The 13,549-nt window shown below is 72.3% G+C and carries 16 protein-coding genes; 7 read left to right on the top strand and 9 right to left on the bottom strand.

The annotated features are described in order from the left end of the window. Positions 1 to 39 precede the first annotated feature (39 nt). Positions 40 to 213 (top strand): ATP-binding protein, encoded by a 174-nt coding sequence (locus NE857_RS34170; RefSeq protein WP_363319943.1) that lies wholly within the window; start codon positions 40 to 42, stop codon positions 211 to 213. A gap of 356 nt (positions 214 to 569) precedes the next feature. Here NE857_RS34170 and NE857_RS01560 read toward each other — a convergent pair whose 3' ends face one another. The 5 genes from NE857_RS01560 to NE857_RS01540 form a co-directional block, all read right to left on the bottom strand. Further along, the gene (locus NE857_RS01560; protein ID WP_254419448.1) at positions 570 to 1,475 is read right to left on the bottom strand and encodes a DMT family transporter; all 906 of its coding nucleotides are present in this window, start codon (positions 1,473 to 1,475) and stop codon (positions 570 to 572) included. A 62-nt stretch (positions 1,476 to 1,537) separates the two neighbouring features. Further along, positions 1,538 to 2,077, bottom strand: coding sequence for a hypothetical protein (locus NE857_RS01555; RefSeq protein ID WP_254419447.1), 540 nt, complete (start codon positions 2,075 to 2,077; stop codon positions 1,538 to 1,540). A 313-nt stretch (positions 2,078 to 2,390) separates the two neighbouring features. Further along, complete coding sequence (locus NE857_RS01550; protein ID WP_254419446.1) at positions 2,391 to 3,140, bottom strand: SDR family oxidoreductase; 750 nt, start codon at positions 3,138 to 3,140, stop codon at positions 2,391 to 2,393. Positions 3,141 to 3,264: 124 nt separating this feature from the next. Next, a complete protein-coding gene (gene dhaL / locus NE857_RS01545; RefSeq protein ID WP_254419445.1) occupies positions 3,265 to 3,876 on the bottom strand; it encodes a dihydroxyacetone kinase subunit DhaL in 612 nt (203 codons plus the stop codon). Positions 3,877 to 3,890: 14 nt separating this feature from the next. Then, entirely contained in the window at positions 3,891 to 4,886 is a 996-nt protein-coding gene (locus NE857_RS01540) for a dihydroxyacetone kinase subunit DhaK (protein WP_254419444.1), read from the bottom strand. Positions 4,887 to 5,151: 265 nt separating this feature from the next. Here NE857_RS01540 and NE857_RS01535 point away from each other — a divergent pair, with 265 nt between their 5' ends. Further along, positions 5,152 to 6,363 (top strand): DUF418 domain-containing protein, encoded by a 1,212-nt coding sequence (locus NE857_RS01535; protein WP_254419443.1) that lies wholly within the window; start codon positions 5,152 to 5,154, stop codon positions 6,361 to 6,363. Positions 6,364 to 6,483: 120 nt separating this feature from the next. Here NE857_RS01535 and NE857_RS01530 read toward each other — a convergent pair whose 3' ends face one another. From NE857_RS01530 to NE857_RS01515, 4 genes are read right to left on the bottom strand one after another with little or no spacing between them, the layout of a single operon-like run. Then, positions 6,484 to 7,092: a hypothetical protein gene (locus tag NE857_RS01530; protein ID WP_184366879.1), complete on the bottom strand. Its 609-nt coding sequence runs from the start codon at positions 7,090 to 7,092 to the stop codon at positions 6,484 to 6,486. Further along, positions 7,089 to 7,742, bottom strand: a complete 654-nt coding sequence (locus tag NE857_RS01525; protein WP_254419442.1) for a DUF6286 domain-containing protein — start codon at positions 7,740 to 7,742, stop codon at positions 7,089 to 7,091. Before NE857_RS01525 ends, NE857_RS01530 begins: the two co-directional genes overlap by 4 nt. Continuing rightward, positions 7,739 to 7,930, bottom strand: coding sequence for a hypothetical protein (locus tag NE857_RS01520; RefSeq protein ID WP_184366881.1), 192 nt, complete (start codon positions 7,928 to 7,930; stop codon positions 7,739 to 7,741). Before NE857_RS01520 ends, NE857_RS01525 begins: the two co-directional genes overlap by 4 nt. Before the next feature lie 36 nt (positions 7,931 to 7,966). Further along, a complete protein-coding gene (locus NE857_RS01515; RefSeq protein WP_254419441.1) occupies positions 7,967 to 8,515 on the bottom strand; it encodes an Asp23/Gls24 family envelope stress response protein in 549 nt (182 codons plus the stop codon). A 205-nt stretch (positions 8,516 to 8,720) separates the two neighbouring features. Between NE857_RS01515 and NE857_RS01510 the strand changes: the two genes are divergently transcribed. The 5 genes from NE857_RS01510 to NE857_RS01490 all read left to right on the top strand — a co-directional run bounded on the left by NE857_RS01510 (position 8,721) and on the right by NE857_RS01490 (position 13,436). Next, on the top strand, positions 8,721 to 9,278 hold the full coding sequence (locus NE857_RS01510; protein WP_184366883.1) for an RNA polymerase sigma factor: 558 nt from the start codon (positions 8,721 to 8,723) through the stop codon (positions 9,276 to 9,278). Further along, positions 9,269 to 9,859 (top strand): hypothetical protein, encoded by a 591-nt coding sequence (locus tag NE857_RS01505; protein ID WP_184366884.1) that lies wholly within the window; start codon positions 9,269 to 9,271, stop codon positions 9,857 to 9,859. Before NE857_RS01510 ends, NE857_RS01505 begins: the two co-directional genes overlap by 10 nt. A 377-nt stretch (positions 9,860 to 10,236) precedes the next feature. Then, positions 10,237 to 11,118 carry an ACT domain-containing protein gene (locus NE857_RS01500; protein ID WP_254419440.1) on the top strand — a complete coding sequence of 294 codons (882 nt, stop codon included), beginning with the start codon at positions 10,237 to 10,239 and terminating at the stop codon, positions 11,116 to 11,118. Between the two features lie 138 nt (positions 11,119 to 11,256). Next, positions 11,257 to 12,522 carry a hypothetical protein gene (locus NE857_RS01495; RefSeq protein ID WP_254419439.1) on the top strand — a complete coding sequence of 422 codons (1,266 nt, stop codon included), beginning with the start codon at positions 11,257 to 11,259 and terminating at the stop codon, positions 12,520 to 12,522. A 146-nt stretch (positions 12,523 to 12,668) separates the two neighbouring features. Further along, positions 12,669 to 13,436, top strand: a complete 768-nt coding sequence (locus NE857_RS01490; RefSeq protein ID WP_254419438.1) for a L,D-transpeptidase family protein — start codon at positions 12,669 to 12,671, stop codon at positions 13,434 to 13,436. The last annotated feature ends 113 nt before the right edge of the window (positions 13,437 to 13,549 follow it).

The raw sequence follows: 13,549 nt of genomic DNA, 5'->3' as shown, positions 1-13,549 counted from the left end.
CGCCGAGGTCGGTGATTCGGGGCCGGTGACGCGGACGAGCTGTTCGAGCCCTTCCACCGCGGCGACGCCGCCCACCTGCACCGTGACCGCCCGGGCAGCGGGCTCGGGCTGTCCATCGTCCGATCGATCGCCACCGCCCACGGCGCCAGGGCCACCGCGAGAGCCCGCCCGGAAGGGGGTCTGGTCGTGACCGTCGGCTTCCCGGAGCTCTGATCCCCGCCACCCGATCCGAACAGACGGTCAGACAGACGGTCAGACAGGCAGACGGACAGGTCGACAAGTGGACACCCGGGCACAGCGTTGCCGTGACGAAGCAGTCGTGACGAAACTACGCAACGAAAGCAAGTCCCGATGGTAGGGCGATCCCAGGAACGGAGAACGGGCCGCGGGCGTAACGTTTCTCGGCGCGGGTTATCCACAGCCTGGGGACAGCGCCTGGCACACCCCCACCCGACCTGATGTCGATATCGGGGGAGTCCGCTCCCGCCCGCTCCGTGCTGCCCGCGTTCCCCCGAAAAACCCGAGCTGCAGGGCTGCGGGGCACGGGTCAAGGCGTCAAGGGCGGGATGTCAGGCCCGGGGCTCGGGTTCCTGGGTCTGAACGGCGGACTCGGCGACGCCGTTGGTGGGCACGGTCAGCAGACGGATCCCGTAGGCCGCCACCAGGCCGCACAGCAGGGCGACCGCGCCGCCGAGCCAGCCGCCCGCGTAGGTCTCGCCCATGAACACGACCCCCACCAGCGCCGCCGCCACCGGGTTGGCCAGCGTGGTGACACCCAACGGCGCCCCCAGGTCCATGCCTTGGTAAGCGGCCTGTGCCAGGAAGAGCCCGAAGACCGCGATCACCGCGGTCGCCAGCGCCGACGGGTGCGTGAGCCCTGCCAGCAGGCCGTCGCCGAAGGCCCACACCGCGGTCTTCACCGTCGCCGCGGACACCCCGAAGGCGATTCCGGCCGCGGCGGCGAGCAGGTAGCTGCGCCAGGACGCGGAAGGAACCCGGCCCGCGATCCCGGCGATGGCGGCGAGCAGAACGACGGCCCCGACTCCCACCAGCACCGATTCCTCGGCGGACAGCACCCCGCCCTGGTCACCGGTGACCGTGACCGCCAGCAGCACCCCGAGCGCCAGCATCGTGTAGGCGGCGCCGTGCCACTCCGCGCGGCTGACCCTGCGGTGGGCGAGCCTGGCCGACCACGGAATACCGAAGATCAGCACCAGCACGCCGAGGGGCTGGATGACGGTCAGCGGCGCGAAGCTCACCGCCGCCACCTGGAAACCGGCACGGCCCCCGTTGAACACCATCGACACCCACCAGAGCGGGTGGCGAAGGATCGAACCCAGTTGCCTACGCCCGGTCAAGGGTTCGGTCATCCGAACGGCGAGCCTGCGCTGGGCCACGGCGGCGGCCGTGTACGAGACACAGGACAGAACACCGAAGGTGATCCCGAGCCACATGCCATACGACAAAAGGGTCATGGCACCCATCCTCCCGGGCGGTCAGGAGGGGGGACAACGGGGGTACGGCCGACGCCGCGGGATTACGCGGAGACGCCACGAGGAGCTGCGACCACGGCGGAGCGTGCCCCCGCGGCCGCCACCCGATCCTCGCGGGAGCAACGGAAGTACCGGTTGGCGGTGGGTGTGAAGGCCGCCACCGTCGCCACCACCACGGCCACGACGTAGACCAGGGTGTGCGCGATTCGCACGAGCAGGGCGACCCCGTGGCCCTCATAGCCCAGTCCGACGAACACCCCCAGCCCCGACAGCACCCCGATCCCCATGGAGACCAGCACGCTCACCAGTCCCACACCGGTCATGAGCACCACCAGGGTGACCCGGGACCAGCCGTGACCGCGGGCGAACCAGGCCACCAGGAGAGCGGAGAAGGTGTAGAGCAGCGCGCGCGTGACCAGCGCGAGCCACGGCACGGCCCCGCCGTCGGCCAGTCCGGGGGCGACAGCGAGGGAGGTCTCGGTGATCCCCGCCGCGATCGCCACCGCCCACAGGATCGTGGCCCAACGCACCGGATTCGGAAGGGTCAGGTTCGGAAGGGTCGGGTTCGCAACGGTTCTGTGCATGGAACCCAGGTTCCCGCGCCGGGGCGGCTGTTTCCATGGTGGTGATACCACCACCATCCGTGGTGCGCGCTCCCCCTGTTCGCGAAAGCGCTCGGTTGCGGGCAGCACGAAACGGGCGGGAGTGGAGGCTCCCCCGGTATCGACATCAGGCCGAACGTGAGAGCTCCTTCCAGAGCCGTGCTCCAGCCTGTGGATAACCGGAAACCGCCGCCCCTGACCTGCCTTCCGTTCCTCGCACCGCCTCCACCCCTGCTACCCCTGCCCCCTCCTGCTTCTTCCACCGCTTCGGCGCTGACCGCTGCTTCGGCGCCGGTCAGCCGCGTCCGGCGAAGGGCATCTCCCGGGCCATGACCGTCACGGTCGGGACGTTCACATCCAGGGGTAGGGACACGATGTGCGCGATCGTGTCGGCCACGTGCGCGGCGTCGATGCTCGGTTCCGCACGCACCGAACCGTCGGCCTGGCGGGCCTGGCTGAACCCTGCGGTCATCGCGGTGGCGGCGTTGCCGACATCGATCTGCGTGCAGGCGATCCCGTAGCCCCGCAGGTCCAGGTTCATGGATGCGGTCAGGCCGTTGATCGCGTGCTTGCTCACCGTGTAGGCCACACTCGACGGCCGCGGCACGTGCGCGGAGATGGAGCCGTTGTTGATGATCCGCCCGCCCTGCGGGGACTGGGCCTTCATCATCGCCGCGGCCTCCCGTGCGCAGTTCAGCGAGCCGGTGACGTTGGTGTCCAGGACCTCGCGCCAGGCGCTGTCCCCGATCTCGTCCACCGAGGCCGCCGGGCCGAACACCCCGGCGTTGTTGAACAGCACGTCCACCCGGCCGAAGCGCTCACGCACCGCTCCGAACAGCGCCCGGACCGACTCCGCCGAGGTCACGTCCGTCTCGACGACCACCGCGCCGGGGCTACCGTCGGCGGTCTCCTCCAGGGTCTTCCTGCGGCGACCGGCCAGCACCACCGAGTGCCCGTCCCCGAGCAGCCGCCGCGCGGTCTCCCGCCCGATCCCGGCGCCTGCCCCGGTGATCACGATGACCTTGTGGTCGTTCCCAGCAGCCACGGCCAGCCCCCTCGTTCGGTCCGATCCCAGCAGCAGGAGACTACCGACCGGATCCGGCCGCACCCGGTCCGGTGCCCCCTCACGGGCCCCACTCGTTCAGCACCGCCCAGATGACCGCCGCGGCTCAGACCCCCTCCGCCGCGTCGAAGAACCAGGCGATGGAGAGCGCGCCCGGGTCGAGGACCTGCTGGGCTCTCTCGCCCAGGTAGCTGGCTCGACCGCGGTGGGCGATCATGCCGCTGGTGGAGTCAGCGCCGACGCGGGCGGCTCGGGCGGCTTCCTGGAGAGCCTCGCGCCAGGAGCGGGTTTCGGTGGCGGCGAGGGCCTCGGTGGCGGGGACCATCGCGTCGACCATGGTCTTGTGGCCCACCTCGGCCTTGCCGAGGCGGCGGACGGCACCGGTGGCGGTGTCGAAGGCTTTGGCGAGGTCGGACACCGCCCAGGGCGCGGAAGGTCCAGCGCCCAGGCGGCCGAACCAGAGGCCGAAGAGCGGGCCGCTGGTGCCGCCGGAGGCGAGGAAGGTGTCCGAGACGGACTGGAAGACCTCGGCCGGGTTCTCGCCCTCCAGGTTGGTGCGGGCGCGTTTGAGGGCCGAGCTGATGTTCCAGCCGAAGTCGCCGTCACCCGCCTGGCGGTCGAGTTCGGTGAGTTCGTCGGCGTCCTTGATCACCCGGTCGGCGAAGGCGAGGAGCCATGCCTTCGTCTGCTCGCCGGTGAGTTCGTTGGGTTCGGTCATCGTGGTTTCTCCGCTCACCAGACCAGTGCGGGCGTCCGCACCGGTGCGTCCCAGAACTTCACGAGGTCGTCGGTCAGCGCGGTGAGCGTGATCGACAGCCCCTTCATGTCCAGCGAGGTCACGTACGGCCCGACGAGCGAGCGGGCGATGTTCACGCCCAGGCCGTCGAGGACCCGGCGGGTCTCGCGCGCCGCCACGCCGAGTTCCAGGCCGTGGGTGGCGCCCAGCCCGTTGACGATGGCCAGGACCGAGTGCCCGCGTTTGATTCCCACGGACTCGATCAGGGGTCCTACCAGGCTCTCCACCAGGCCCGCGGCTTCGAGGGCGGGCCGGGTCTCGATGCCTCGTTCGCCGTGGATGCCCACGCCGAACTCCATCCGGCCAGGCTTCAGCTCGAAGGACCGTTTGCCGGTCATCGGGTTGGTGCACGCCTCGAAGGCCACGCTGAGGGTGGCCGAGCGCGCCACCACGTCCTGGCCGAGCAGACGCACGTCGGCCAGCGGAACCCCGGCCTCGGCGGCGGCCCCGCAGATCTTCTCCACCGCGACGACCGCGGCGGTCCCCCGGCGGCCGGGACCGCCGTCGTCCTCGCGTTGGGTGGCGAGGTCGTCGTCGACCAGCACCTGTTCGACCCGGTGGGTCTCGGCGAGGAGCTCGGCGGCGATGGAGAAGTTCAGGACGTCGCCGGTGTAGTTCTTGACCACCGTCACCGTGCCCTCGCCGGTGTCCGCGGCGCGGATGGCGGCCCGCACCTGGAGCGCGGTCGGACTGGCGAAGACTTCACCCGGAACGGCGGCGTCGAGCATGCCGGAGCCGACGAAGCCGGTGTGCAGAGGTTCGTGCCCGGACCCGCCGCCAGAGATCAGGGCGACCTTCCCCGCGGCGGGCACGCGCCGGGTGACGAACAGGGGGTCGGTGTGCACGTCGACCAGGCCGCCGTGGGCCTCGGCGAGACCCTCCAGCGCCTGTTCGACCAGGGTCTCGCGCTCGTTCATGAAGAACCGGCTCATGCCGCCTCCTGGGTTCGGATATCCCTCGTCCGGGCACCGCGCGACGGGCAGGGCGCCGTGTCCCACCCCATGCCTACCCACTCCCCGCCCGCCCCACCTCCGGTTGGCTTCCGGCCGATCGGCCGAGCAGCTTCTGGCCGATCGGCTGGCCGGTCGGCCGATGCGGCTGACCACCCGGCCGGCGAAGACTGAGAGAACCGCCAGGCGTGGCACGAGGAGCAGAACCAAACCCAACAGCACCAAGCGACAGGGGGGACGAGTCGACATGTCGGCAACAACAGGGGGCTCCGGCGGGCTCCCGCCCAGGGCGCCGCGCAAACTGGCACCTGATCTGGCACGCGGTGTCATGCTGCTGCTCATCGCGATGGCCTACGCGGGCGTGTACGCCGGGGTCGGCTTCGGCACGGACGTCTCGGGGGAGGCGTTCCACGACCGGGCGGCGTCGCTGTTCACCACACTCTTCCTGGACAACCGAGCCTTCCCGATGTTCGCCATCCTCTTCGGCTACGGCATGGCCTGGATGGTCTCCCGGCAGCGGGCGCGGGGCACTTCGGAGCAGGAGGTCCGTCGGCTGCTGCGGCGCCGTGGCGGCTTCCTGCTGCTGTTCGGCTTCGTGCACGCGTTCTTCGTGTTTCCCGGCGAGATCCTCGCTTCATACGGTCTGGCGGCGCTGGTCACCGGCTGGCTGCTGCTGCGCTCGAACCAGGCGATCGTGCGCGCCGCCGTGGTGTTCGCGGTGTTCTACGCGATCACGGTGCCGCTCTCGATGGTCGGCATGGCCATGAGCGGTACGACGGAGGGCTCGGAGGACAACTGGGCCCTCCCCGGTTACCTCACCGCGGAGGACTGGATCGGACGCCTGGTAGGCCTGCCCATCAGTCCGCTGTTCATCGCCTTCGCCTACCCGCTGCTGTTCCTGGTCGTCATCGGGTACCGGGCGGGCCGCGCCGGTCTGCTGGACGACCCGGCGGCGCACCGGGGGTTCCTCACCGGGGTCGCGGTCGTCGGCATCTCGGTCTCCGTGCTGAGCGCGCTGCCGATCGCGCTGGCCGTGCAGGGCGTCCTGTCCCCCGGAGCGCTCACCGAAGGGCTGTACATGGCCCTCCAGGTTCTCAGCGGGGTCCTCGGCGGTGCCGGGTACGCGGCGCTGTTCGCCCTGTGGGGTACCCGCCTGGAGCAGACACGGGGCCCGCTGACCCGGGCGGTCGCGGCCATGGGCCAGCGCTCCCTGACCTTCTACATCCTCAACTCGGTACTGGTCGCGGTGGTGCTCCACCCGGATCTCGTCGGGCTGGGCACCGTGACGGGCGGTGCCGGTGCGCTGCTGGTGGCGGCGCTGGCCTGGTCGGTGAGCCTGGCGCTGGCCGCCTGGCTGGCGGTCCGCGACCGCCCGGGCCCGCTCGACCAGCTGATGCGCCGCTGCGTGTACGGCGGCCGCAAGGCACACCGAGCAGCCCAGGAGCCGAGAAAGCCGTAGCCGCGGGTTGGAGCAAGCAGAATCGGACGGGGGTGGGGGCCTTGCCGGGTCCTCCCCTTTGACCCGGGGCCCGCGCCACCCCCGTCGCTCAGCCTGGACCCGACCGCGTATGCGGCGGGTTCAGGCGAGTTCGCGGCCGGACGGCTGTCCGGCGACCGAGATGCGCAGCACCGTCGGGAGCCGGTCCAGGTCCAGGGAGAGACGCAGTCTGGCAAGCGCCTCGTTGCGACACCGTTGCCACACGGCGACGGGGTCGGCGTCCTCGGCGAGGACCAGGTCCAGCAGCAGGCAGGGTTCGCGCGGGGACTCGGTCAGTTGGGCCCGGCCCCGGCGCACCCCCGGGTAGGCGCTGATCTCACTGGCCAGGGCCTTACAAGCAGCACGGGCGACCACGTCGGTGCGGCCCCCGTCCCCCTCGGCCAGGTGGAGCGAGGACACCCGTGCCGAGCGCCCCTGCACGAGCAGCCAGCGCAACGCCGCCACGACCGCCAGCACCGCCAGTGCCGCGACCGCGTACGGAATCCAGGGGGCGGCCAGCAGCGGAGCGGCCTGCCCGGCGACCGACCCGAGGGTCTCGTCCGCGCTCCCCGCGGCGAAGCGGGGGAAGGGCCCGTACACCAGCAGGGGCACGACCGCCCCCGCCGCCAGCAACAGCACTCCCATGAGGGCCAGCCCCTGCCGGTTGCCCCGGGCGGTGCGGCGGGCGCGGCGGTGCGGGTAGCGCTTCACCGGAGACCTCCCTTCACCGGCCGGACCTTGGCGCGCACGCGCACCGGGCGGGCCGGGCCGAGCTCGAGGACGCGTTCCCGAACCCCGCTCTCCACCCGTGTCCGCAGTCCGGGGGCGGTGTGCTCCGGGGTGCGGACCATGACCCGGACGGTGCGGCTGCGGATACGGGCGCGGGCCCCGGCGACGCCGTCCACCTCCTGGGCCGCGCTCTCCGCGATCCGGCACAGCCCCCGCCGGGACAGGCCCACGACCAGGTCACGGTCGTCGGTGCGCAGCACCATGTGGCTGCTCTGGCCCGGAACGAGCGCGGTGAGCAGCAAGTACAGGCCGATGACGGCGGTCGTGGCGGAGGCGATGATCATCTCCGGCCCCGCCCATCGGGCGCCGATGGCCGGTTCGGAGACCCGTTCCAGCGGTACGAACCGCAGCGGAGCCCCGACCAGCACGGCGATCAGTTCGGCCGCGGCCAGCCCCGCGACCAGCACGGTCACGGTGCTGACCACGACGGCCGCGGTGGACCTGCGCGGCCGGAAGGTGCGGACCGCCACACGGTGGGCGGAGCGCGCGTCGGCTTCGGACGGCGCCGGTCCCGGGGGCATGCCGGACCCGGTCGGGTCGGATGCCCCCGGGTTGGAGATCGTCGCGCTCACCACCGCGCACCCCCGCCCTCGTGCTCACGGGTGAAGAGGGTGGACAGGTCCGTCTCCCCGGCGTAGGCGCGCCCGGCAAGGAACCCGGCGATGCCGAGGACCAGGACGAGGAGGAAGGCCCCGAACCCGCCGAAGTAGGCCACCAGGCCGAGGACGGACCCGTAGGTCAGACCGACGATCGACCACATCGTTCTTGCTCCTTACTGGTGTGGGGGAGGGATGCTCTAGCGGACCCGGGGCTCGGCCGGGGTGTCCTGGGAGTCGTCGTCGGGCAGGTGGATGTCGTCGACGGTCACGTTGACCTCGGTGACCTCCAGCCCGGTCATGCGCTCCACCCCGGTGGTGACGTTGCGGCGCACGACCCCGGCGAGGTCGGGGATGGAGATGCCGTACTCCACGACCAGGTTGATGTCGATGGCGGTCTGGGTCTGGCCGACCTCGACGGAGACGCCGCGGGCGGCGGTGTTGGTGGAGGTGGAGCCGGGGATGCGCTCCCGGACGGCGTCGAAGGCACGGGCCGCTCCCCCGCCCATCTGGTGAACGCCGCGGACCTCGCGGGCGGCCATCCCGGCGATCTTGGCGACGACGTGGTCGGCGATGTCGGTGCGCCCGTTGTCCGTGGCGCGGTCGGTGCGGTCGGGGGTCCGGTCGGTGCGGGCGATGTCGGTGCGGCTTCCGGCGTCGGCGCCGTTGGACTGGCTGTTGTCCAGGGTGGCAGGGGCGGGGGCCTCGTGGATGTCGGTGCGGGCGGTCCCGGGGTTCTTGGCTGCCATGGGGTGCTCCTGATGGTCGGTTCGGATCGGTGCCGACGGCCCTTCTGTGCGGGCCGTCGTATGGAGGACACGGGAGAGGGGGGTTGGCTCACGCGGAAACCAGTGTGACCTGGAACACATTTGATGATCGCGAAAATGCTACGTAATGTAGTTAACTTCTGGCGACAAGTAGTTACCCCGGCTCCGGGAAAGCTGGATCCCGCAGATGCACACGGATACGGACACCGCAGCACTACCGGAGAGCGTGCTCGTGGAATGGGCGCAGGACGGCGACGACCGCGCCTTCGAGGCCCTCGTGCGCCGCCATCAGGACGTCGTCTACCGCATCGCCCTCCGTACCCTCGGCAACGCCGCCGAGGCCAGGGACACCGCGCAGGAGGCCCTCATCACGGCCTGGCGCAAGCTCCCCGGCCTCCGGGACCCGCACACGTTCCCGGCCTGGCTGCACCGCATCGTCGGCCGCCTCGCGCTGAACGCCCTGCGCGCCCGCCGCCCCGAGGAACCCGCCGAGGAGGACGCAGAGTTCAGGGAGAGGGGCGCGGGCCCCGCCGACCGGGCCCTGGCCACCGACCTGAACGAGGCCCTGCGCGAGGCCCTGTCCGGGTTGCCACCCCCACAGCGGATCTGCTGGGTACTTCGGGAAATGGAAGGATTGGGCTATGAGGAGATAGCGGAGATCGTCGACACGACCCCGACCGCCGTACGCGGACGCATCCACCGCGCGCGTACCCATCTCGTGGAGGCGCTCGAACCATGGCGGTAGACCCGTCCGACGACCACGAACAGCTGCCCTGCGGCACCTCCGCCGACGCACTCCTGGACCACCTCCGGGAGGGCACCGCCACGGCGCACGAGCGGACCTGCCCGCACTGCCTGGCCGCCGCGGAGGAGTTCCGACCGCTGCTGTCCGCTCTGGGATCGGCCCTGAGCGAGAACCGCGAGGTCACCGCCCCGTCCGGGCTCCTGGACGACGTGATGCGCACGGTACGCGCCGAAGGGCGCTCCGGGGAGACCCTCCGCCTGCCCGCCCCCGGTCCTCGGTCCGGTTCCGACCCGGACTCCGGCGGCGCGCCCGGAAACACCCGGATCCGCCACTCCGCCGTCTCGGCGATGCTGCGCGCCTGCGTGGACCCGGCGGAAGGGCTGATCGTCGGCCGCTGCCGGATCAGTCACACCCCGGACGGGCTGGCCGTCACCGCCACCGCCCGGGTGCTGGCCGGTACCGTCATCCCCGACGCCACCGCGGCGGCCAGACGCGCCATGGCCGCCTTCGTGGCGGACCGGCTGGGCCTGCGGGTCGCGCGGATCGACATCGACGTCACCGACGTCATCGATCTGGCCTGAAACGCGCCCGCGGCCGAGCTGATCCCGCCCACGCGAGGCGGGGAGATCCGGCTGACCGGCCACGGATTCGAGGAGGGGCGGACCTACCGGGCCACGCCCTCCGACGGGGCGGGCGGCACGCGGCCAGCGGGCGAGTTCGCGGGGGTGGCGGTGAGCCCGTGGTGAGCTCCTCCTGAAGGTCCCCGGAAGGCCTCCGGAGGGCTGCCCTCGCAGGCGATCGCCAGGTCCGGACTCTGGCACCTACGGCTGCCCCGGCCCTCTCATTCACCCTGGGTGACAAGGCCTGAGCGAAGTGGTGAGCGGCATCACTCTCCGTCGTTACCGCGTGGACACAGAACGACGAACGGGCGCAACCTCGGCTTGGCACCTTCGAGGGCATGGACGCTTTCAGTGGCAGCCGTGGAACCGACGACCACCAAGGATTCTTCGGGCGCGAGGTACTGGAGATGGGGACCCTGCTGTTCGCCGCCGGAGCGGCGCACCTGCTGGTGGTCTCCCTGGGACACAGCGACAGCGGGGTCCGGACCCTGATCGTGCTGGGGGTCCTGCTCCTCGCGTTCTCCGCCCTGCACCGCTGGCGCAGGCACCGCCGAACCCGCCGTCAATCACCCGCCTATCCCGCGGCGGCCGCCCTCGCGCGGCCCCGCCCCGGCTCCCCCGTGGAGGACCGGCTCTGGAGCGTGCGCGTCACCGTAGCCGACGTCCCCGGCGGGCTGGCCGCCCTCACCGGCCGGTTCGCGGCGCTCGGTGTCGACATCCGCCTCATGCAGGTCCACCCGGACGGCACCGACGCCGTCGACGAGTTCTTCGTGAGCGTTCCCCCGACCGTCGGCGAAGCCGACCTGCGCCGGGCGGTGCGGGACGCCGGAGGCCGCCGCGCCGTGGTGCGCACCGCCGATGTCCACGAGCTCAGCGACACCACGAGCCGCACCCTCACCATGGTGGACGCGCTGGTCACCGGCTCGACCACCCTCGAACGCTGCCTGCTCGCCCTCGCCGCCGCCCACGACGTCCGCCGCGCACCGACGCCCGTGGGCTCCGAGGATCACGCGGTCTCCGACGGGTCACGCGCGCCCCAGCCCCGGGAGGAACTCCTCGGTACCACCATGCTCCTGCCCGCGCCCGGCGGCGGCACCCTGACCGTCCACCGCGCGGGGCTGCCGTTCACCCCCGTGGAGTTCGCCCGCTGCCGTGCCCTGGCCCAGGTGGCCTGTTCCCTGGAGTCCCGTTCCCTGGAGGGGAGACCGGACCACCGCTGACCGGTGGGCTCCGCCCGTGGCCGGGTAGGGATCCGTTGTCGCCCCGTGTGGCGCCCGTCGTGAACCGGGGCGGTGCGCGGGGCGTCGGAGCACCGCGGGTCCCGAACGGGACCCGCCCCCGGAGCGAAAGGCACCACCATGACATCGGACCTGCCCGGCGCCTGGAAGACGCTGGAGGCGGGCGACGCCCCGGCCGCGGTGCGGTCCCTGCGCGCGAGCGCGGACGACCTTCCGGTGCGGGACCTGGCCGAGTTCAGCGCCGCGGTCGCGCGCGCCCAGGGCCTGGACGACCTCGCGACCGTGTCCGAAGCCCTGCGGGAGCAGCCCGACAGCGCCCAGGCCTGCTACGACTTCGGGTTCGAGTGCCTGGAGGCCGGGGCCCCGCACCTGGCGGTCCCGGCGCTGCGGGCCGCCCGTGCGCTGGCACCCGCGGCGGCCCCGGCCCTGTGGGAGCTGGTCTCGGCCCTGGAGGACGAGGAACGGCACGCCGACGCGGTGCGGGAGCTGCGCGCCTGGCGGGGCGACCTCCCGGACTGGCCCGGCGGCTACCTGCTCGCCTACAACGCCCTGTGCTCCGGGGACGTGGGCACCGCACGGGAGGTCCTGGACCACTTGTCGACCCCCGGGGACGACAGCTGGGACCTGGCCCACGACCGGATCACCCGGATGGTGGACCGCGCCGGGACCGCCCGTACGGCGGGCGCCCTGGACGGCCAGGACCTGCGCGGCTGGCAGTTCACGCTGACCGGGTCGATCCTCGGGCACCTCTCCCCGTTCGGCTTCGACGAGGGCATGAACGGCCGGTTCGCCCACCTCGGCGACCAGTACGCCCTGTGCCGGAACGGTCTGCTGAACCTGGCCGCGGTTCTGGAGGCCGCCGGGACGCGGCCGGACGCGGTCATGCCGCTGCCGGACCGCTCCAGCCGGATCCTCGGCCTGGCCGCCGCACGGCTGCTGGACCTTCCGGTGGTCCCGGTGGACCCCGAGCGTTCGGACGCCCTGGTGGTCGCCTACGACCTGAACGACAGCGAACCCGAACTCCTGCGCGCGCTGGTGCCCCGCGCGCCCGGCCAGATCCTGTTCGAGCGCGCCTCCTGCTGGACCTCCCCGCCCGGGGTCAGCGCCGACGTGGTCGACGTGCTGCACCAGCACGTCGTCGAGCCGTGGGGCGAGACCCTCCGCATGCCGCCGGGTCCGGACAGCGAGGTCGAGCGGATCCCAGCGGACGACTCCCCGGAGGGGGAACTGGCCGAGCGGATCCTGGCAGCCGAACCCGAGGAGGGGGAAGAGGACCGGGGCGCGGCGCTGGTGCCCTTCGCCGAGGCGGTCGCGGACCACTGGGCCCGGGGCCCGCGCCTGCCGGTGGCGACATCCGGCCCGGTGCGCAGCTCCCGCTTCGAGTAGTCCGGGCAACTCGGGTAGTGGGCCCGTCGCCGGAGACCGGAGCGTCGCCGAGGAGCCCGAACCCCGGAACCGCCGGTGACCCGGCGGTTCCGACGGCGGCGGCCCCGGGTCCGGGACAGCGGCGGACTTGTGGGTAAATGGGACGTATGGTTTCCCCCCGATCACCCTTCGCAAGGAACCCCGTCCGAACGACCACCCTCACCCTCGGGGCGGCCTGCGCCCTGGCGGTGGGATCGCCGCTGCTGGCCGCACCGGCGCACGCCGTACCCGCTCCCGCCCCGGCGGCCGCCTCCTCCCCCGCCACGGTGGAGGTGGCCTCGGACCTGCGCACCGGCGACACCGGCGCCCAGGTGAGCGCGCTCCAGGAGCGGCTGTCCGCGCTCGGCTACTGGATCGACGGCGTGGACGGCCATTTCGGCCTGCACACCGAGCACGCCGTACTGGCGCTCCAGAAGGCCGCCGGGATCGACCGGGACGGGATCGTCGGCCCCGACACCCGGGCCGCGCTCAGCGCGGGCACGGTCCCCTCCGCCACCACGGAGTCCGGTTCGGTGGTGGAGATCGACCTCGAACGCCAGCTGCTGCTGGTCGTCACCGACGGCGAGGTCAAGAGCGTGATCCACACGTCCACCGGTTCCGGTCAGCCCTACGAGGGCTCCGACGGTTCGGAGCGGATCGCCACCACGCCCACGGGCGAGTACGCGGTCTTCCGGGACGTCGACTCCTGGGACCCGGGACCCTACGGGGCGCTGTACCGGCCCAAGTACTTCAACGGCGGTATCGCCGTGCACGGCTACCCCAGCGTCCCGGCCCAGCCCGCCTCCAAGGGCTGTGCCCGGGTGAGCCTGGCCGCCATGGACTGGCTGTGGGAGCAGGGCCACCTGGACGTGTACGCCACCGTGGTCGTGCGCTGACCCGAAACCCCTTCCTGGGCCCGCGCCGTTGTGCGTGGGCCCTTTGCTGTTGTTCAGGGGCTTTACGGGGCTTTCGTGTGCGCGGCACCACATCCTGAGCCGTGTTCGCGCGT

Source organism: Nocardiopsis exhalans (assembly GCF_024134545.1).
GTDB classification, from domain to species: Bacteria; Actinomycetota; Actinomycetes; order Streptosporangiales; family Streptosporangiaceae; genus Nocardiopsis; species Nocardiopsis exhalans.
Note: the sequence above shows the minus strand (reverse complement) of the source record. Positions and strands in the feature narration are given on the sequence as shown.